Source organism: Enterobacter wuhouensis, assembly GCF_035835995.1.
Taxonomy (GTDB): Bacteria; Pseudomonadota; Gammaproteobacteria; order Enterobacterales; family Enterobacteriaceae; genus Enterobacter; species Enterobacter wuhouensis.
Map to the genome: position 1 here is coordinate 2916503 of NZ_CP142124.1, position 18823 is coordinate 2935325.

At 51.1% G+C, this 18823-nt stretch carries 20 protein-coding genes and 3 tRNA genes; 7 read left to right on the forward strand and 16 right to left on the reverse strand.

Translation table 11 applies throughout. The features are described from left to right. Nucleotides 1-153 precede the first annotated feature (153 nt). A complete protein-coding gene (locus tag VPX56_RS14035; RefSeq protein ID WP_326467079.1) occupies nucleotides 154-1239 on the forward strand; it encodes an acyltransferase family protein in 1086 nt (361 codons plus the stop codon). A 1047-nt stretch (nucleotides 1240-2286) separates the two neighbouring features. Here the strand turns inward: VPX56_RS14035 and VPX56_RS14040 are convergent. The 6 genes from VPX56_RS14040 to uvrY all read right to left on the reverse strand — a co-directional run bounded on the left by VPX56_RS14040 (nucleotide 2287) and on the right by uvrY (nucleotide 5827). Continuing rightward, nucleotides 2287-2373 (reverse strand) — tRNA-Leu (locus VPX56_RS14040). 11 nt (nucleotides 2374-2384) lie between these two features. Beyond that, a tRNA-Cys gene (locus tag VPX56_RS14045) sits at nucleotides 2385-2458 on the reverse strand. 51 nt (nucleotides 2459-2509) lie between these two features. Beyond that, nucleotides 2510-2585 (reverse strand) — tRNA-Gly (locus VPX56_RS14050). 151 nt (nucleotides 2586-2736) lie between these two features. Next, the gene (gene pgsA, locus VPX56_RS14055) at nucleotides 2737-3285 is read right to left on the reverse strand and encodes a CDP-diacylglycerol--glycerol-3-phosphate 3-phosphatidyltransferase (RefSeq protein WP_131632208.1); all 549 of its coding nucleotides are present in this window, start codon (nucleotides 3283-3285) and stop codon (nucleotides 2737-2739) included. A 56-nt stretch (nucleotides 3286-3341) separates the two neighbouring features. Continuing rightward, nucleotides 3342-5174, reverse strand: a complete 1833-nt coding sequence (gene uvrC, locus VPX56_RS14060; RefSeq protein WP_326467083.1) for an excinuclease ABC subunit UvrC — start codon at nucleotides 5172-5174, stop codon at nucleotides 3342-3344. Beyond that, the gene (gene uvrY, locus VPX56_RS14065; RefSeq protein ID WP_131632206.1) at nucleotides 5171-5827 is read right to left on the reverse strand and encodes a UvrY/SirA/GacA family response regulator transcription factor; all 657 of its coding nucleotides are present in this window, start codon (nucleotides 5825-5827) and stop codon (nucleotides 5171-5173) included. The genes uvrC and uvrY overlap by 4 nt, the downstream gene beginning before the upstream one ends. A 402-nt stretch (nucleotides 5828-6229) precedes the next feature. Between uvrY and VPX56_RS23080 the strand changes: the two genes are divergently transcribed. Together VPX56_RS23080 and VPX56_RS14070 are read left to right on the forward strand one after the other, a co-directional pair. After that, nucleotides 6230-6310 (forward strand): hypothetical protein, encoded by an 81-nt coding sequence (locus VPX56_RS23080; RefSeq protein ID WP_427854499.1) that lies wholly within the window; start codon nucleotides 6230-6232, stop codon nucleotides 6308-6310. Beyond that, nucleotides 6297-6521, forward strand: coding sequence for a DUF2594 family protein (locus VPX56_RS14070; protein WP_003859644.1), 225 nt, complete (start codon nucleotides 6297-6299; stop codon nucleotides 6519-6521). The genes VPX56_RS23080 and VPX56_RS14070 overlap by 14 nt, the downstream gene beginning before the upstream one ends. A 66-nt stretch (nucleotides 6522-6587) precedes the next feature. Here the strand turns inward: VPX56_RS14070 and sdiA are convergent, their stop codons facing one another. The 8 genes from sdiA to VPX56_RS14110 form a co-directional block, all read right to left on the reverse strand. Then, complete coding sequence (sdiA, locus tag VPX56_RS14075; RefSeq protein WP_131632796.1) at nucleotides 6588-7310, reverse strand: quorum-sensing transcriptional regulator SdiA; 723 nt, start codon at nucleotides 7308-7310, stop codon at nucleotides 6588-6590. Nucleotides 7311-7532: 222 nt separating this feature from the next. Continuing rightward, nucleotides 7533-8285, reverse strand: coding sequence for an L-cystine ABC transporter ATP-binding protein TcyN (tcyN, locus tag VPX56_RS14080; RefSeq protein ID WP_131632205.1), 753 nt, complete (start codon nucleotides 8283-8285; stop codon nucleotides 7533-7535). Beyond that, nucleotides 8282-8950, reverse strand: coding sequence for a cystine ABC transporter permease (gene tcyL, locus VPX56_RS14085; RefSeq protein WP_263610168.1), 669 nt, complete (start codon nucleotides 8948-8950; stop codon nucleotides 8282-8284). The genes tcyN and tcyL overlap by 4 nt, the downstream gene beginning before the upstream one ends. 21 nt (nucleotides 8951-8971) lie before the next feature. Further along, the gene (gene dcyD, locus VPX56_RS14090; RefSeq protein ID WP_326467088.1) at nucleotides 8972-9958 is read right to left on the reverse strand and encodes a D-cysteine desulfhydrase; all 987 of its coding nucleotides are present in this window, start codon (nucleotides 9956-9958) and stop codon (nucleotides 8972-8974) included. Nucleotides 9959-10064: 106 nt separating this feature from the next. Continuing rightward, entirely contained in the window at nucleotides 10065-10865 is an 801-nt protein-coding gene (gene tcyJ / locus VPX56_RS14095; protein ID WP_119915941.1) for a cystine ABC transporter substrate-binding protein, read from the reverse strand. An 86-nt stretch (nucleotides 10866-10951) separates the two neighbouring features. Next, on the reverse strand, nucleotides 10952-11503 hold the full coding sequence (fliZ, locus tag VPX56_RS14100) for a flagella biosynthesis regulatory protein FliZ (protein ID WP_131632201.1): 552 nt from the start codon (nucleotides 11501-11503) through the stop codon (nucleotides 10952-10954). Nucleotides 11504-11557: 54 nt separating this feature from the next. Then, a complete protein-coding gene (locus tag VPX56_RS14105; RefSeq protein WP_131632200.1) occupies nucleotides 11558-12277 on the reverse strand; it encodes an RNA polymerase sigma factor FliA in 720 nt (239 codons plus the stop codon). A 162-nt stretch (nucleotides 12278-12439) separates the two neighbouring features. Then, nucleotides 12440-13765 (reverse strand): FliC/FljB family flagellin, encoded by a 1326-nt coding sequence (locus tag VPX56_RS14110; RefSeq protein WP_326467095.1) that lies wholly within the window; start codon nucleotides 13763-13765, stop codon nucleotides 12440-12442. Between the two features lie 269 nt (nucleotides 13766-14034). Between VPX56_RS14110 and fliD the strand changes: the two genes are divergently transcribed. The 4 genes from fliD to amyA all read left to right on the forward strand — a co-directional run bounded on the left by fliD (nucleotide 14035) and on the right by amyA (nucleotide 17845). Further along, on the forward strand, nucleotides 14035-15447 hold the full coding sequence (fliD, locus tag VPX56_RS14115; RefSeq protein ID WP_326467097.1) for a flagellar filament capping protein FliD: 1413 nt from the start codon (nucleotides 14035-14037) through the stop codon (nucleotides 15445-15447). 30 nt (nucleotides 15448-15477) lie between these two features. After that, nucleotides 15478-15888: a flagellar export chaperone FliS gene (fliS, locus tag VPX56_RS14120; RefSeq protein ID WP_131632197.1), complete on the forward strand. Its 411-nt coding sequence runs from the start codon at nucleotides 15478-15480 to the stop codon at nucleotides 15886-15888. Further along, nucleotides 15888-16259: a flagella biosynthesis regulatory protein FliT gene (gene fliT, locus VPX56_RS14125; RefSeq protein WP_131632196.1), complete on the forward strand. Its 372-nt coding sequence runs from the start codon at nucleotides 15888-15890 to the stop codon at nucleotides 16257-16259. The genes fliS and fliT overlap by 1 nt, the downstream gene beginning before the upstream one ends. A 98-nt stretch (nucleotides 16260-16357) precedes the next feature. Next, nucleotides 16358-17845, forward strand: a complete 1488-nt coding sequence (gene amyA / locus VPX56_RS14130; RefSeq protein WP_263610174.1) for an alpha-amylase — start codon at nucleotides 16358-16360, stop codon at nucleotides 17843-17845. Between the two features lie 92 nt (nucleotides 17846-17937). Here amyA and yedD read toward each other — a convergent pair whose 3' ends face one another. After that, the gene (gene yedD, locus VPX56_RS14135) at nucleotides 17938-18351 is read right to left on the reverse strand and encodes a lipoprotein YedD (RefSeq protein WP_131632194.1); all 414 of its coding nucleotides are present in this window, start codon (nucleotides 18349-18351) and stop codon (nucleotides 17938-17940) included. Between the two features lie 75 nt (nucleotides 18352-18426). Next, complete coding sequence (gene fliE, locus VPX56_RS14140; protein ID WP_326467105.1) at nucleotides 18427-18741, reverse strand: flagellar hook-basal body complex protein FliE; 315 nt, start codon at nucleotides 18739-18741, stop codon at nucleotides 18427-18429. Nucleotides 18742-18823: the final 82 nt, after the last annotated feature.

An 18823-nucleotide genomic window follows, 5' to 3' on the forward strand; every position in this document is an offset into this window, starting at 1 on the left:
TTTCATCATCATAACTGGCTACCAAAGGGAAATTAGTTTTGCTCCTCAAGGCTAAAATGACTGGTAGTTGAAAATACGACTATCTACTAGTTGTGAAAAATTGTGTCTATAATGGTAGAATAAAAATTTCCACCCTAAAATTAAGAGCTTAATGTGCAAAAAAAAAACTTAGGTTACCTTTCAAGATTAGATCATCTAAGGTTTGTTGCGGCTTCACTTGTTGCGTTTCTCCATTTCAGAGGGAACATACCCTCTTTCGATCCAAATGGTAATGGTATTTCCTGGTTCTTATACCAATGGATTAACTCAGGAGCAACAGGGGTAAGCCTTTTTCTTGTTCTCTCTGGCTTTATCTTCTGTGTAATAACAGATGCAGGAAGAAATAAAGTTGAATATAAACAATTCATCACAAACAGGATCCTGAGGATATTCCCGCTAGTTATATTTGTTTTCTTTATCGCTATGACTATCCATGGTTCGATGGTTAGTATCGCAGACATTCTTAGACTGGTCTTACTACAATTCAACACTGGCTTTTCGGCAAATGAATGGATGGGTAAAGAACCTATATTAGTGCCAATGTGGACACTTGCAGTTGAATTTCAATTCTATTTAATATTCCCATTCATCGCTTTATTTATCGGTAGATATGGAATCAAATATGCATTCAACATGCTCGCCATGATAATTTTTATAAAATTCATGATTGTAAATTCTTACGGCGATTCAACGTACCACGAGTTATACAAATCTCTTGTCGGCAGGCTTGACCAATTTTTAATTGGAATAATAACCGGGCATATTTATTTATCTCAAAAATCAAAAAAACGGATGCTATTACCCTCTTTTGCAATGTTAATTGTCTCTGTTATTGCTATATCAATGTATACAGTTTCAGGAAAAAGTCCCTTTATAATATTTAATTTTAGTTTAACTATTGAGGCTGTTTTATGGGCATTTGTAGCTTACTCATATATTATGCTACCTCTTAAAATAGTACCCATTTTAGATAGTTGTCTTTCTTATCTTGGTGCATTGAGTTTCTCAATGTATTTAATGCACATACCAGTTGGTAGATTTATTCAACAGAATTTAGGTGCGTACATAAAAGATTTTAACCCAGTAATAACGACAGCGTTTATTATAATGCCAGCCATAATCATGGTATCTATAATAACTTTCACGCTTATAGAAAAACCTTTCATCAATTTAAGAAAAGGTTATGTGGATAAAAAATAATCAAGCGCCCTCTCCAGGGCGCTTTTTTTAAAATATGTTTCCCGATTTCCCGATTTCCGTTATATGCATAAACCAGTTCTCTTCAATATTGCAAGTTAAAACGCTGTCAATACCTCCAATACAATGGCAAGAATCAGAAACAACTAATCTGAAAATATTTGCACTGCGGTCTCATTGCTAATCAGCTTAGAAATCCTTTCCACCTCAACCAGTCTGGTCAATTCTCGTGGCTACTATATGGTTGCTTAATGATGCAATAATCAACATAAACCCGTCTTGTTAACCCCACGAGCTGTAAAGGTTAGGATAGAAACTTCTCACTGTATTGTTAAAAACCCTTTTAACAATGCTAGATTCCATAATTGTGAGGGAGATTGAACCTGTCGTCCTGTATTGTCCCCTGATGAATCAATGGATTTTAAGGCATAACGTCCCCAAGAAGTTGAGGTGCGTGGCTAAGTGAATCAGTAGTTTTCTGCACTTCAGTAAGCACCGTCAGAATCTACATAGGTCAGTCCCGCTGAGCTTATTACCGGGTCGGCTAACAAAGTTCTTGGTTCACATGAAGTAGTACTCACCTAGCACAGTGAAAGAATCTACCTCTTAATACCATTACTTTATTTTGGTAACTTTTAACTCATAAAGATGACGCACAAGCGCTGAAACGCACATATAGCAATATTGTTTGAACTTAAAATCCTGCGGCTATTGTCCGCGATTGCGTAGTAGCGCGCGATGGCACGAGGATTAACTCGCAGCCATGAAAGCTCTCTCACCTATCGAATGATTTCACTTCCCACAACCTGAAAGTAAAAGGGCATTGTAGATCTGGAAGGGAGTCGGGAGGAGAAAGAGGCATTTTCCGGCATTAAGAACACCAGACAGATAGCGATTGATGACAGGATAAAAAAATTGTGGAGAACAAAAAGCTAGCGGGGTATGCGTTTATAAAAAACCATCGTAGGATTGGTGAAAAACAGGCACAAAAAACCACCTTTCGGTGGTTTCACGACACTGCTTATTGCTTTGATTATTCTTTTTTTCCCATGGTAGCCGGAGTGGGACTTGAACCCACACAGCGCGAACGCCGAGGGATTTTAAATCCCTTGTGTCTACCGATTCCACCATCCGGCCAGGGAAGAAAGTGGAGGCGCGTTCCGGAGTCGAACCGGACTAGACGGATTTGCAATCCGCTACATAACCGCTTTGCTAACGCGCCTTAAATCTTTTGTCTTTCGACCTGCACCCGCAACTGCCGATGCGTTTAATTTGGAGCGGGAAACGAGACTCGAACTCGCGACCCCGACCTTGGCAAGGTCGTGCTCTACCAACTGAGCTATTCCCGCATGATATCAAGTAATGTCTAACCACTTGATTTCATTGTCGTCCGGCTAACCGTGCCGCCGTTCGATGCGTTGCATTCTACTGATATGCTGTTATGAGTCAACGTTATTTTTTGCATCCCCGGATCGTTTGCTGAAAATTACGGCGAAACGATCACTGTTCAAGCAAATCTCCACGTGCAGCGTTCAAATATTGCAGCATGGACCACAGGGTCAGCACTGCGGCAACCCACAGCAGGCCAATCCCCGCCCACTCTACCCATGCGTTCGGACGCCACAGCATCCACACCAAAGAGGCCATCTGTGCCGTAGTTTTCACCTTGCCGATCCAGGACACCGCCACGCTGCTGCGCTTACCCAGCTCCGCCATCCACTCACGCAGGGCTGAAATAATGATCTCGCGGGCAATCATCGTTGCCGCAGGCAGCGTTACCCACCAGGTGTGATAATGCTCGGCCACCAGCACCATCGCGATAGCCACCATCACCTTGTCCGCCACAGGATCGAGGAAGGCACCAAAGCGCGTGCTTTGATTCCAGCGGCGCGCAAGATAGCCATCAAACCAGTCGGTAACGGCGGCGACCAGGAAAATCAACGCACAGGCAAACGGCGCCCAGACAACCGGCAGATAAAATGCCAGCACAAAGAACGGGATAAGCACGACGCGAAAAAGAGTGAGCAACGTAGGGATATTAAATCGCATAATGACGGTAACTGTTTGTTGTCAGTAAAATTTAGCTCTATGTTGCTACAGAGCCCTCAATGTTTCAACGAGTAGTAGATCTTTTCTGCCAGCCCTTGCGAAATACCCGGCACTTTTGCAATTTCCTCCATGCTGGCGTTGAGTAATCCTTGCAATCCGCCCATATACTTCAGCAGCATCTGGCGACGTTTTGGACCAACGCCCTCTATAGTCTCCAGCGTGCTGGTGTTTTTGACCTTCGCACGTTTTTTACGGTGCCCGCTGATCGCATGATCGTGAGATTCATCGCGAATATGCTGGATAACATGCAGGGCTGGCGAATCCGGCGGAAGACTAAACCCCTCACCTTCTGGCTCGAAGAACAGCGTCTCCAGCCCGGCTTTACGATCGGCGCCTTTTGCCACCCCCAGCAGCAGCGGGTGGTTTTTATCCCACTCAACGTCAAGCGACTCAAATACCGCCTTCGCCTGCCCGAGCTGCCCTTTCCCGCCATCGATAAGGATCACGTCAGGGATCTTGCTCTCTTCAATAGCCTTGCCATAGCGGCGTCGCAGCACCTGATTCATCGCCGCATAGTCATCACCCGGCGTAATCCCGGTAATATTATAGCGGCGATATTCAGCACGCAGCGGCCCATTAGCATCAAATACCACGCATGACGCTACCGTCTGCTCTCCCATCGTGTGGCTGATGTCGAAGCACTCCATGCGTTTCACCGCTGGCAGCTTGAGCAGCTCTGCGAGCGCGGTTAAGCGCTGGTGAACCGTCGACTGCTGCGAGAGTTTGGTGGTAAGCGCTGTGGCCGCGTTGGTACGCGCCAGCTTCAGATAACGCGCGCGATCGCCGCGAGGCTTAGTCTGAACATTAACCCGACGGCCCGCCAGCTCGGAAAGCGAATCCGCCAGCAGCGTTTTATCGTCGAGGTTAAAATCGAGCAGGATCTCAGAAGGCAGCGTGCGCATTTGACTCCCCTGCAGATAGAACTGACCAACAAAGGTCTCCACCACTTCTCCGAGCTCTGTGCCGCCGGGCACCTTCGGGAAATAGCTGCGGCTGCCGAGCACCTTGCCCTGGCGAATAAACAGCACGTGGACGCAGGCCAGCCCGGAATCAAAAGAGACACCGATCACGTCAAGGTCGTCACCGGTATTCGAGACGAACTGTTTCTCGGTCACCCTACGCACCGCCTGGATCTGATCGCGGATACGCGCCGCCTCTTCAAACTCCAGCGAAGCGCTCGCTTTTTCCATGCGGGCAATCAGCTGGGTGAGCACCTGGTCGTCTTTGCCGGCTAAAAACAGGCGTACATACTCCACCTGCTGGGCGTACTCTTCTTCGCTCACCAGCCCCGCGACGCATGGCCCCAGGCAGCGACCAATCTGGTACTGCAGACACGGACGCGAACGGTTGCGGTAGACGCTGTTTTCGCACTGTCGAACCGGGAAGATTTTTTGCAGCAGCGCGAGCGTTTCCCGCACGGCATAACCGTTGGGAAAGGGTCCGAAGTATTCACCCTTCGCATGTTTTGCGCCACGGTGCATGGCGAGTCGAGGATGCGTATCGCCACTCAGAAAGATAAAGGGATAGGACTTATCGTCGCGCAGCAGCACGTTGTAGCGCGGTTGATACAACTTTATATAGTTGTGCTCAAGCAGCAGCGCTTCCGTCTCCGTGTGCGTAACGGTGACATCGATGTTCTGAATAAGGGCAACCAGCGCCTCAGTCTTACGCGAGGCCAGATTGCTGCGAAAATAGCTGGACAGGCGTTTTTTGAGATCTTTTGCCTTACCCACATAGATAACCGTACCGCCAGCGTCATACATGCGGTAGACGCCTGGCTGGCTGGTAACGGTTTTCAGAAAAGCTTTTGAATCGAACGCTTCATTCACTGATTTACTAACGACTCCGCATTGCACAGACCATGACGAATGGCCAGGTGAGTCAGCTCGACGTCACCATGAATGTTCAGTTTACTGAACATACGATAGCGGTAGCTGTTAACCGTTTTCGGGCTGAGATTCAGCTGTTCAGAAATCTCATTCACCTTCTGACCTTTGGTGATCATCAGCATAATCTGCAACTCGCGCTCGGACAAACTGGCAAACGGCGATTCCGTTTTCTCAGGTTCAATTTGGCTGAGCGCCATTTGTTGAGCAATGTCTGAAGCGATATAGCGCTGCCCGGAGAAAACGGAGCGAATCGCGTTAACCACCTCCTGGGGTGCAGCACCTTTGCTAAGGTAGCCGGCAGCGCCAGCCTGCATCACCTTAGCGGGCAATGGGTTTTCGGTATGCACGGTCAGCATGATGACTTTAGTATCAACAAAGGTGCGGGCGATTTTGCGTGTTGCCTCAAGCCCACCGATACCGGGCATGTTCATATCCATCAACACAACATCGGCCGAGTGGGTGCGGCACCATTTAACGGCATCTTCCCCACAGCAGGCCTCACCGGCAACGTTAATACCTTTTATATCTTCAAGAATGCGTCGTATCCCTGCGCGCACCAGTTCGTGGTCATCAACAAGAAGGACGTTGATCAAAGGAAATGTCTCCAGAATAGGGATAACGCTACTGACTGCTAATTGGGTTTATATTAACGGTTTTCCCCGCAAGATTAAAACGTTAAAAAACCCGCGACACGATTTCGCTCTCGTTTTTGGAAATTAGCCTGTACAGATAGTGGAAAGTCGGCCCGCAGAACCCGTGCGTTTGCGGCTAATTTTAAGCACCTGTATTCAAAAGGTTACAAAAAACCAGGTAATTGCTTATGCAAAAGACCAGTGCTTAAATTTTTGTAACAATAATTAACGGCAAACGAACCGGCGTAAAACAATTAGCAGCCGATAAACTCCCGGCCAGATTACCCTTGTCATGTGTTTACGCAAATAAACAATCAACGGAAAAGTACATAAATCAACCACTGCATTTTTTTGACGTTGCTTGTGGTATACTCCGCGGCCTTAACTTTCATCGTCGCGCTCGAGCGCTGTTTAATAATGAGGAAAATAAATGAGCACACCTGAATTCGCCACCGCGGAGAATAACCAAGAGCTGGCGCAGGAAGTAAACTGCCTGAAGTCACTGCTAACGCTTATGTTGCAGGCTATGGGCCAGGCTGATGCTGGTCGTGTGATCATAAAGATGGAAAAACAAATCGCGCAGATGGAAGACCAGGCCGAGTCAGCAGTATTTGCCAATACCGTTAAGCAAATTAAACAGGCTTACCGCCAGTAAAACAAAACGGCTGGATGCATTGCATTCAGCCGTTATCTCGTCTGGCACGCAGAACGCCCTGTCTTGTCAAATAAGCCCGGTGGCCGCAGCGTAACAGGCTATCTGCGTCTTGTTTGGCGCATTGAATTTCTTCTGCATATTTTTCTGATGGAAGTTAACCGTATTCTCGGAAATAGAGAGAATGATGGCTATTTCAGCAGAAGTCTTCCCTTCCGCCGTCCACTTCAGAATTTCCCGCTCGCGCTTGCTGAACTTCATTTCAGGCGGCATGACCATCTCATGTTCAAAGCGAAGCAGTGACGCCAATGCCATTTGCACCAGGATTTGCAAGCGCAGCTCAATTTCCTCACTGCCCAACCTATTAGCCCGCGCGCTAGTACGCGACACCGACAGAAACCCGAGCGCATGATTGGGTAACATCAAACACTGCGTTATTCCCATACGCAAACCGTGATCCCGTGCGCCATCCCATAATTGTGGGGCATCAGTGAATAATTCATCTGTCCAGGGTAAATGCCCCTGAATGAAATTCTCCGGTTTTAGCACCGGGTCGATGGTGAAATAGTTCTCTGAATGATATTGCGCCATCCACTCGCGCGGATAACTGGAATGTACGGAAACGCGCGGGCGCGTAAATGGCACCGGGTGGCGAACGCAGAGCGAGAAATAATCAAACTCAAGCGCCTGTGTTTGTTGCTGGAGTTCTTGATATACCTCGTCGGCACAGGTCAATCCCTGAAACCGGAGGACGCATTCCCGTCGCCAGGTAAAAAAGTCTGAATCCCTCATACTTACTGAATGAAGCCCCTGATAAAGATAATCATTATTATGGTGAATATAACCTAACACAGAAAACTTATTTCTAGCCATAAAATATCGGCAAATATGGAATTAACTTCAATTTTAATAAGGTTTATCCGAGCAGTACGGAATAAAAAAACATAAGGACAGGGCCGAGGGGAGAATAATTTGCTCCAGCAGAAAGAACTGGAGCAAATGCGTGCAAAAATGCTATTGCATGAGGAATTTTTCGAGGAATTGACGAGTACGCGGCTGCTGCGGGTTCGCAAACAGCTCTTTGGCTGGCCCCTGCTCCACTATACGCCCCTGATCCATGAAAATGGCCCGGTCCGCAACGTCGCGGGCAAAGCTCATTTCGTGGGTAACGATAACCATCGTGCGTTTTTCCTGCGCAAGCTGACGGATCGTGTTTAACACCTCGCCCACCAGCTCAGGGTCGAGCGCGGAGGTCGGTTCATCAAAGAGGATCACATCCGGACGCATTGCCAGCGCGCGGGCGATGGCAACACGCTGCTGCTGCCCGCCGGACAGCCGGCGCGGGTAGCTGGTCTCTTTGCCCGCAAGCCCCACTTTTGCCAGCAGTTCGCGCGCGCGGGTTGTGGCCTCGTCCTTCGGCTCGCCCTTCACGATAACCGGACCTTCAATAATGTTCTCCAGCACCGTCCGGTGCGGGAACAGGTTAAAACTCTGGAAGACAAAGCCCACGTGCTGGCGCAGACGGCGAATTAATCCTTTCTGCTGGCTAAGGGATTTCGCGGTATCAATGGCGATATCCCCCACCCGAATCGTTCCACCCTCCGGCTGTTCGAGCAGGTTGATGCTGCGCAGCAGCGTCGTCTTCCCTGAACCGCTCGGCCCGATAATCGCTACCACTTCGCCCTGCTCGACTTCAAGATCGATCCCGTGGAGAACGGTTTGCCCGTGGAATTTTTTCACCAGGTTTTTAACGTCGATGGCACTCATTTTGGATCACGCTCCTGACGGTTAAGCTGGTTTTCAAAGTAGTTTTGCAGCGCGGACAGTACCGTCGCCATGACCCAGTAGATGAGTGAGGCCGCCAGATACATCGTAAACACTTCGAGCGTGCGCGAGGTAATGAGCTGCGCCTGACGGAAAAGCTCCGGCACCTGAATGGTGGCCGCCAGCGAGGTATCTTTTACCAGGCTAATAAAGCTGTTGCTCAGCGGCGGCAGGGCCACGCGCGCCGCCTGCGGCAGGATAGCCCTGCGCAGGGTTTGCCATGGCGTCATCCCGATACTGGCAGCGGCTTCCCACTGTCCTTTATCGATGGAGGAGATCGCCGCACGCAGGGTTTCCGACGTGTAAGCCGCCGTGTTCAGCGACAGGCCAATCATCGCCGCGGGAATAGGATCAAGCTCAATGCCGAACTGCGGCAGGCCGTAGTAGATCATAAACAGCTGGGCGATAAGCGGCGTACCGCGAAACACCGAGATATACACCCGCGCCAGCCAGCGCACCGGCCAAACGGGCGACATGCGCATCAGGGCCAGCACAAACCCAAGCACCAGGCCGAAGAACATTCCGCCGATACTGAGCTGTAATGTGAACACCGCCCCCTTGAGCAGGAACGGCAGCGAATCAATAACCAGTTGAATACTTTCTTGCATTATTATTTTTCGACCTGATTTTTAGACATTAGGATGGTAGGCAAACAGCGCGGGTGCCCCGCCGGTGTGTACAAATAAAATTGGCCCTTCATCCTTAAAGCGCTTCTGCGCAATGCCGTCGATAAGGCCGGCCATCGCTTTGCCGGTATACACAGGATCGAGCAGGATGCCCTCCAGGCGCGCCAGCAATTTTACCGCTTCCATCCCCTCATCGTTGGGGGTGCCGTAGCCTGGCGCAAAGTAATCATCCCACAGCTGAATATCGGCCTTCGCGTTGACCTCAAGCTGCTCTGCCACCGCCTGCTGCAGCGTTACGACTTTTGGTTTTTGATCCGCTACGCTGCGTGACACCGTGACGCCGATAAGCTCCACGTCCGGCATCAGCTGTTCCAGGCCAACGGCGAGCCCCGCGTGCGTTCCCGCGCTGCCGGACGCAACGACGACTGAAGAGAGCGTCACCGCGCCTTCGCACTGCTGAGCGATTTCCAGCGCGCTTTCAACATACCCCAACGCACCCAGCGCGTTCGATCCGCCAACCGGAATAACGTACGGGCGAAAGCCCTGCGCTTCCAGGCGGGTGGCCAGCTCATTCAGCTGCGCGGCTGGGTCGGTTAGCGCATCGACCATTTCGACCTGCACGTTAAACAGGTCCAGCAGCAGACGGTTTCCGTTAGTGAGGTAATTCTCTGCGCGTGTGCCAATTGGATTTTCCAGCAGCGCCACGCAGTGCAGCCCTAGCTTTGCCGCCACCGCCGCCGTCTGGCGCACGTGGTTAGACTGGATCGCCCCTGCGGTGATCAGCGTGTCCGCCCCTTCGCGCAGCGCGTCAGCGGCGAGGAATTCCAGCTTGCGCAGCTTGTTGCCGCCCATCGCCATTGGCGTCACGTCATCACGCTTAATAAAAATATCGCGCCCCAGATAGTCAGAAAACCGCGGCAGGTACTCCAGCGGCGTGGGGGCACCGATAAACTCGAGGCGGGGAAAGCGCGTTAAATTTTGCAGGGACATGGGTTCTCCGGTAACACTGTAATTATGCATGTTTTTATTATGCACGTTGTCGCGTCAGAAATAAAAAAGGCGCTTTTAAAAGCGCCTTTTTTTGTCGGTCAGAGACTTATTTAGTGACGTCTGCCCCGAACCACTTCTCGGACAGCGCCTTCAGGCTACCGTCTTTCTGCATGTCCGCGATGGCGGCATCGATGGCTTTCACCAGGTCTTCGTTGCCTTTACGAACGGCTACGCCAGACTCCTGACGGGAGAAGGCATCACCGGCGACGGCCAGGGTATTGTTGGTTTTCTTCACCAGATCCAGCGCCGCCAGGCGGTCAACCAGAATGGCGTCGATACGGCCCACGCGCAGATCCTGATATTTCGTCGGGTCATCATCATAGGTGCGGATATCCACGCCCTGTACGTTCTGGCGCAACCACTCTTCGTAGTTAGTGCCCAGACCCACGCCGACTTTTTTACCTTTCAGATCGGCGGCGGACTTGATGCTGCCTTCGTTACCTTTCTTCACCAGCGCCTGAATACCGGACACGGTATACGGTGTGGAGAAATCATATTTCTTCTTACGCTCGTCGGAAATAGTTACCTGATTGATCACCACGTCGATACGTTTGGAATCCAGCGACGCCAGCATACCGTCCCACTTGGTCGGCTTCAGGGACGCTTTAACCCCAAGATGTTTCGCCAGTTCTTCCGCAAATTCCACTTCGAAACCGGTAAGTTTTCCGTCATCGCCCTGGAAGCTGAACGGAGGATAGGTTCCTTCCAGCCCAACCAGCAGCGTACCGCGCTCTTTGACTTTATTCAGCAGGTTTTCTGCTGCGAACGTTTTCACGCTCATGCCCGCAACCAGCGCCACGGCCATGACACCCATCAGCGCCTGACGACCCAGAAGTGCTAATTTCATAAATACCCCGATACAGTGGAATTTTTGAGTAGTGTAGTGAAATCGCCTGCAACGTCAAAGGCGACTGCGCTACATCTTATTCATTTTTAATATATATCAGAAGTTGTTTCAGCGTGGACTTTCTGCTTTAACACGCCGGGCATTTGCACCTTATATTGCGCATACTTGCGCAACGCAATGCGGTAGTTGTTGGTGCTGGTTGCCGGCAGCCACGGCTCCAGATTTTCATCCAGATAGCCGGTACTCAGCAGATCGCGAGAAATGTTGTGCACGGTTAAATGCTGGCCCAGGCGGCGCAGGCGAACCACGTATTCGCGCACGGTGCCGTGGCTCATTTCGGTCTGTTCAAACAGGAACTGCTTGAAGCCGATAATGTCGAAGAAGTCGCTTTGCTCTTTGCAGTGGAGATCGCCACAGAAACGACAAAGCGCCACCCACTCTTTTTGCTCTTCGAGCCAGGCTGATTCATCCATCAGGGTGTCGAGACGAGAAATCGCGATCTTATTTACGATTTCGCCGCGGCGAACCAACGTGATTCGGTCAAGTAACTTGTTACAGTGGGCGCAATGCGTCTGGCTGTGTTTAAAGTCTTTCAGGTAGCGGCTTAAAGGCCGTCTTTTAGCGTGCTGCACCGTCATGATAACTCCTGGTTGTCAATACGTTGTGCGGCATTTTTCAGATGAATCAATCATCTATAACTTACCCAGCTTTGTTCGTAAGCGTTTAATGGCCTGGCTGTGCAGCTGGCTCACCCGCGACTCCCCCACTTCCAGAACAGCGCCAATCTCTTTGAGGTTGAGCTCTTCCTGGTAGTAAAGGGTTAACACCAGCTGTTCACGTTCCGGTAATGCTTCAATAGCTTCCATTACGCGATGGCGTAAATTACCTTCCAGTAAATGGTGTAACGGGTTTTCTTGCTGATGCTCATCCGTCACCAGCTCGATGCTATCGCCATGCTCTTCGCGCCACTCGTCATAAGAGAAGAGTTGGCTGTTATTGGTATCGAGCAACATCTGACGATACTCTTCAACAGGAATGCCCAGACGTTCCGCCACTTCGGTTTCCGTCGCGTTGCGTCCCAGCTCCTGTTCCAGCTGCCCCATCGCATGCGCCACTTCGCGCGCGTTGCGGCGAACGCTGCGCGGCACCCAGTCGCGGCTGCGCAGCTCGTCCAGCATCGCACCACGAATACGCTGAACTGCGTAAGTAGTAAATGCCGTTCCTTGCAGAGCGTCGTATCGGTCAACTGCATTCAATAACCCGATACCGCCCGCCTGTAGCAGATCGTCCAGTTCCACACTCGCCGGCAAACGCACCTGGAGGCGCAATGCTTCGTGACGCACCAGCGGAACATAACGCTGCCACAGCGAGTGTTTATCCATTACACCATCAGCGGTATAGAGTGAATTCACGATAAACAGCCCTGCGTTAATTGAGTTATCGGCATGATTATCCGATTCTGCAGGGGTTTTAATTGGATGAATAGTGGGTGAAATGAGGGGTTATTTGGGGGTTACGAATGAATACAAGAAGAAAAAAACCCCGCCGAAGCGGGGTTTGAGCGAATCAGGCGATTAGCCCTGCAGCAGAGACAGAACCTGCTGAGGAACCTGGTTAGCTTTAGACAGCACGGAGTTACCGGCCTGCTGAACGATCTGCGCTTTAGACATATTTGACACTTCGGTCGCATAGTCGGCGTCCTGAATACGGGACTGCGCTTCAGACAGGTTGGTGGTGGTGTTGTTCAGGTTGGTTACAGCAGAGCTCAGACGGTTCTGAACCGCACCCAGAGAAGAACGGAATTTATCTACGGACGCGATAGCTTTGTCCAGCAGTGCCAGTGGATCGTTAGTAGATGCGCCAGCAAATTCTGCTGTTGCAGCAGTAGCACCATTTTGGCTGAGTTCAATCTTAGCTTGGTTAGTACCCGCGCCATCAATTGTTACAGAGGTAGCTGCTGCCGTTGCATCCGCACCATTGGCATTTGTTAAAGAGTTATTTGCAACGTAATTTTTACCTTGAACAGTTACAAAGCCCACTGCATTGTTATTGGCATCAGCGCCGACCTGAACCAGGCTGCCAGTCTGAGTTGCGTCAGCAACACCATTTGCCTTGTCGTTGTATGTAACGTCTGCTTTATTCAGTTTGACTGTGCCATCCTGAGCAACAGAAGCTGCGTAGCTCTTATCCCCATACTGAACAACATAGGTAGAAGTTGCATTACCGCCTTTGGTTACGTTGTGCAGAGAAACAGCTGAAGCATCAGTAATGTTAAGATCGGTCAGAACAGACGCATCCATCTTAACAGCGATTGGCGCATTAGCACCGTTCGGCAGTTGAGTGATCGCTTCGCCAGTTTCGAGAGCATTTTTAGAGACGGAGAAACCGTTCAGGCCGAGAGTAGAAGAGTCGATTTTTTGCAGATCGATGGAAATTGTCTGACCATCATTTGCACCAACCTGAATCTTCATGGTGCCATCTTTAGCCAGTACGTTCACGCCGTTGAACTGAGTCTGACCAGATACGCGGTCGATTTCAGACAGACGGGATTTGATTTCGTCCTGGATTGAAGACAGGTCAGAATCAGAGTTAGTACCGGTAGTTGCCTGAACGGTCAGTTCACGAACACGCTGCAGGTTGTTGTTGATTTCAGACAGTGCGCCTTCAGTGGTCTGCGCCAGAGAGATACCGTCGTTTGCGTTACGTGCAGCCTGAGTCAGACCTTTGATGTTAGAAGTGAAGCGGTTAGCGATAGCCTGGCCCGCAGCGTCATCTTTAGCGCTGTTGATACGCAGACCAGAAGACAGACGCTCGATAGAAGAAGACAGAGCAGACTGGTTCTTGTTGATGTTGTTCTGAGTGATCAGCGAGAGGCTGTTGGTATTAATGACTTGTGCCATGATTTCGTTTCCTGTTGTTCATCAAATCTGTTTGGTTAGATTTGGGTTTCCACCCTTCGGCTTCATCGCCGTCAAAGGTGTTATCGTCTGGTCCAAAACAACCTTTAGATTTTTTTTCAGGATCTCGAGAATTTTTTTAGCCACGGAAATACTCTTCTCTATTACCGTTATTCCCGCCATTAAAAAAAAGAAATTAACCGTAAACTTTCCCCCATAAAAGCCGATAACCCCACTATTCGTTCTACGTGTCGATAGATTAAGGAATAAATATGGCAAGTATTTCATCATTGGGGATTGGTTCGGGTCTTAAGTTAGCAGACATTCTGGATAGTCTGACCACGGCCGAAAAAGCGCAGCTGACGCCGATTTCCAAACAACAGACATCTTATACCGCCAAGCTTAGCGCTTACGGCACGTTGAAGAGTTCACTGGAAGCGTTTCAGACTGCCAACACCGCGCTGAATAAAGCCGACCTGTTTACGGCAACCAGCACGGCGAGCAGCACCACTGCCTTTAGCGCCACCACGACCGGCAGCGCGATTGCGGGTAAATACACGATCAGCGTGACACAGCTGGCGCAGGCGCAAACGCTGACCACCAAAAGTACCCAGGCGGATACTAAAACCGCCATTGCCACGGCGGACAGCAAAATTACCTTTACCCCCGGCAACGGTAAAGATCCAGTGACCGTGGATATCAGCGCGGCAAACTCCTCGCTGACCGGCATTCGTGATGCCATCAACAAAGCCGATGCGGGCGTCACCGCCAGTATTATTAACGTGGGTAACGGTCAGTATCGTTTGTCTGTCACCTCCACCGAAACCGGTGCGGATAACGCGGTCAGCATCAGCGTGAGCGGCGACAGCGCCCTGCAATCCTTTATGGGTTACAACGGCACCAGCACCGATGCAAGCAACGGCATGACCGAAAGCGTCACCGCGCAGAACGCCCAGCTGAAGGTCAACAATGTTGATATTGAGAACAGCAGCAACACCATCAGTGATGCGCTAGAAGATATCACCCTGAACCTGAACGATGTGACCAGCGGCAACCAGACGCTGACGATCACCAAAGATACGTCTAAAGCCGAAACGGCGATGAAGGCTTGGGTGGATGCCTACAACACGCTGCAGGACAGCTTTGCATCTCTGACCAAATATACGGCAGTCGATGCGGGTACGGATGCACAGGACTCCAGCAATGGTGCCCTGCTGGGTGACAGCACGCTGCGTACAATCCAGACCCAGCTGAAAACCATGCTGGGCAACACCGTTGGCGGAACCGCCTTCAAAACGCTGTCACAGGTAGGCATCACCTCAGATCCAAGTACCGGAAAACTGGAACTGGACAGCACCAAGCTGAAAAAAGCGCTGACGGATAACCCGACCGCAGTGAAAGATCTGGTTGTGGGCGACGGTAAAACCACCGGCATCACCACCACCATGGCCACTAACCTGACCGACTGGCTTTCCAGTAAAGGGATCATCCAGGCGGCAAAAGATGGCGTCAGCAAAACGCTGAACAAGCTAACGGATCAATACAACGCCGTGAGCGAACGTATAGACGCAAGAGTGGCGCAGTACAAAGCCCAGTTTACCCAGCTGGACGTACTGATGACCTCGCTGAATAACACCAGCAGCTACCTGACGCAGCAGTTCGAAAATACGTCCAGCAGCAAGTAGTAAACGCTAATCAGACCCGAGGGGGATAACATGTACGGCGCAAAAGGCACGCAAGCCTACGCAAAAATAGAAGTCGAAAGCGCGGTGATGAGCGCCAGCCAGCAGCAGCTGGTTATCATGCTATTTGATGGAGCCCTCAGCGCGCTGGTACGCGCGCGTCTGTTCCTGCAGGACGGCAATATCCCGGCAAAGGGGCTGGCGCTGTCGAAAGCTATCAACATTATCGAGAACGGACTGAAGGTTGGTCTGGTAGAAAATAATGGCGATGAGCTTACTCAAAACTTGATCGCTCTCTATGCCTATATGGTACGTCGCCTCCTGCACGCCAACGTGAATAACGACGCCAGCGCCATCGAAGAGGTGGAAAATTTGCTGCGCAATATCGCTGACGGGTGGAAGGAGGTTGCCGGTTCGCCACAACCGTTTCAGGACGCCGTCTAATGAGTAATGCACCGCAACTTTATACCCTTTACCAGCAACTCCTTGAGCAGAGCCAGCTCATGTTACGCCTGGCTCGTCAGGGGCTCTGGGATGATCTCATCACCTGTGAAACCGATTACGTTAACGCGGTGCACTCGCTGGCTCGCCTCACGCAGGAAATTGAACCTTCCGTGCAGTTGCAGGAGCAGCTTCGTCCAACCTTACGCGTGATCCTGGATAACGAAAGCCAGGTTAAAACGTTGCTGCAGGCCAGAATGGATGAACTGGCAAAGCTGGTTGGCCAGTCCTCCATCCAAAAAACGGTTCTCTCCACCTATGGCAACCAGGGCGGCCACGTTCTGGTCCCGCAAAGTAATAGCGATATCAATTAGCCAGTTAGCTGGCGAACGAACATTCACCGCTTCGTTCGCCAGGCAATTCTGCAAAAGCTACTCCATACTTGAGTTTCGCGACTTCATGGAGAAAGTGCATGCGCAACCCAACCTTACTGCAATGTTTTCACTGGTATTACCCCGCTGGCGGTGAATTGTGGCGCGAGGTTACGGCTCTGGCCCCCAATCTGAACGAGATTGGCATCAATATGATCTGGCTTCCCCCGGCGTATAAAGGCGCATCCGGCGGCTACTCTGTGGGCTACGATTCCTACGACCTGTTCGATCTGGGCGAATTCGATCAGAAAGGCGGCATCGCCACCAAATACGGTGATAAGGCCCAGCTGCTGGAAGCCATTAACGCGCTCAAAAGCAACGAGATCGCCGTGCTGCTCGACGTCGTGGTTAACCACAAAATGGGCGCGGATGAGAAAGAGCCCGTCCGCGTGCAGCGCGTCAACGAACAGGACCGAACGCAAATCGACGAGGAGATCATCGAGTGTGAAGCCTGGACACGCTATACCTTCCCGGCTCGGGCGGGGAAATATTCGCAGTTTATCTGGGATTACAAATGCTTTAGCGGTATCGACCACATCGAAAATCCCAACGAGGACAGCATCTTTAAGATCGTCAACGACTATACCGGTGAAGGCTGGAACGACCAGGTCGATGATGAAATGGGCAACTTCGATTATCTGATGGGCGAAAACATCGACTTTCGTAACCATGCCGTCACGGAAGAGATCAAGTACTGGGCGCGGTGGGTGATGGAGCAGACTCAGTGCGACGGTTTTCGTCTGGACGCGGTGAAGCACATTCCCGCCTGGTTTTATAAGGAGTGGATTGAACACGTTCAGGAGGTCGCTGAACAGCCGCTGTTTATCGTGGCGGAATACTGGTCGCACGAGGTGGATAAGCTGCAGCATTATATCAATCAGGTGGAGGGCAAAACGATGCTGTTTGACGCTCCCCTGCAGATGAAATTCCATGAAGCGTCTCGCCAGGGGCGCGACTATGACATGAGCCAAATCTTCACCGGCACGCTGGTGGAGGCCGATCCTTTTCACGCGGTGACGCTGGTTGCCAACCACGACACCCAGCCTTTACAGGCGCTGGAAGCCCCGGTGGAGGCCTGGTTTAAGCCTCTCGCCTACGCGCTGATCCTGCTGCGGGAAAACGGCGTGCCGAGCGTGTTCTATCCGGATCTGTTTGGCGCAAGCTATGACGATACCGGCGGGGACGGGGAAACCTATCATATTGATATGCCAGTGATTGAACAGCTGCACGAACTGATACTCGCCCGCCAGCGCTTTGCCCACGGCGTTCAGACGCTGTTTTTTGACCACCCAAACTGCATCGCATTCAGCCGCAGCGGTACCGATGACGCACCAGGCTGCGTGGTCGTCCTCTCAAACGGTGACGACGGTGAGAAAACGATCTGCCTGGGCGAAAATTACGGGAATAAACGCTGGCGCGACTTTTTGGGCAACCGCGAGGACACCGTCACTACCGCAGCGGATGGAGAAGGCATCTTTACCTGCAAAGGCGGAAGCGTCAGCGTGTGGGTAATCGAGGATGCGCTGTAGAAACAATGCCGGGTGGCGGCTTCGCCTTACCCGGCCTACGGTACGGCGGTTTTGTAGGCCGGGTAAGCGTCAGCGCCACCCGGCAAAAACGGCTACGGTAGCTTACTCTCCAGCGGAGTTTTGCTCAGATAATCGGCGCACTCCACCGTTGGGCGATCAACCTTTTGCAGCTCCATACCATCATACTCAAGCGTCATCCCTTCACGTTCAAGCGGATAGATATCCAGCTTGCGGGTCACGTTATAGTAACTGTCTGAACGCAGCATAATTTTACCGGGCACGGCGATAACGCGCTGCCACTGACGACAGTCCAGGGTATCGCCCTCCTCCGTCACGACCAGCGTGGCAATCGCTTCAGGACTCACCATCTTGCTTTGCGGCCCTTTCGTCTGCCAGTATCCTGCAAGCTGCGCCGGGACGGGATGCTTGATCACATCCTGATAGTTATCTACCTGAACGCACCCGGTCAGCGCCAGCAGCGCACCCGCAATTGCTATTCTTTTCATCATCTTTCCTGCATTCGAAGAAAAAAATATTGTGGCATTAAAGCGGTGATGCTGCCAGCGTAAGATGTCCCGGTTTTAAACCTGCATCCCCATCACTTCCTGATAGGCCGACACCAGCTTATTCCTCACCTGAATCCCCATCTGCAGGGACACCGACGCTTTTTGCAGATCGGCCATCACATCGTTCAGCGCCACGCCCGGTTCACCCAGGGTAAACTTCTCCGCCTGAGTACGCGCCGCGGTTTGTTTATCGCTAATACGGTCCAGAGCGGCGTTCAGTTGTCCCGCAAAGCTGATGGTGGGCTGCTCGTCCATCACGTTCTGGTTACGGGCCGTCATCGCGGTTGCCTGCAGCTGACTGATTACCCCTTCAATGCCCTGTATAGCCATGTCTTTCCCCTGGATGGTTTTTTACCCGGTCAAGACTAACAGCTTGTCAATCAGATAATGGCGGTAAATAGCGTTAAAAAAC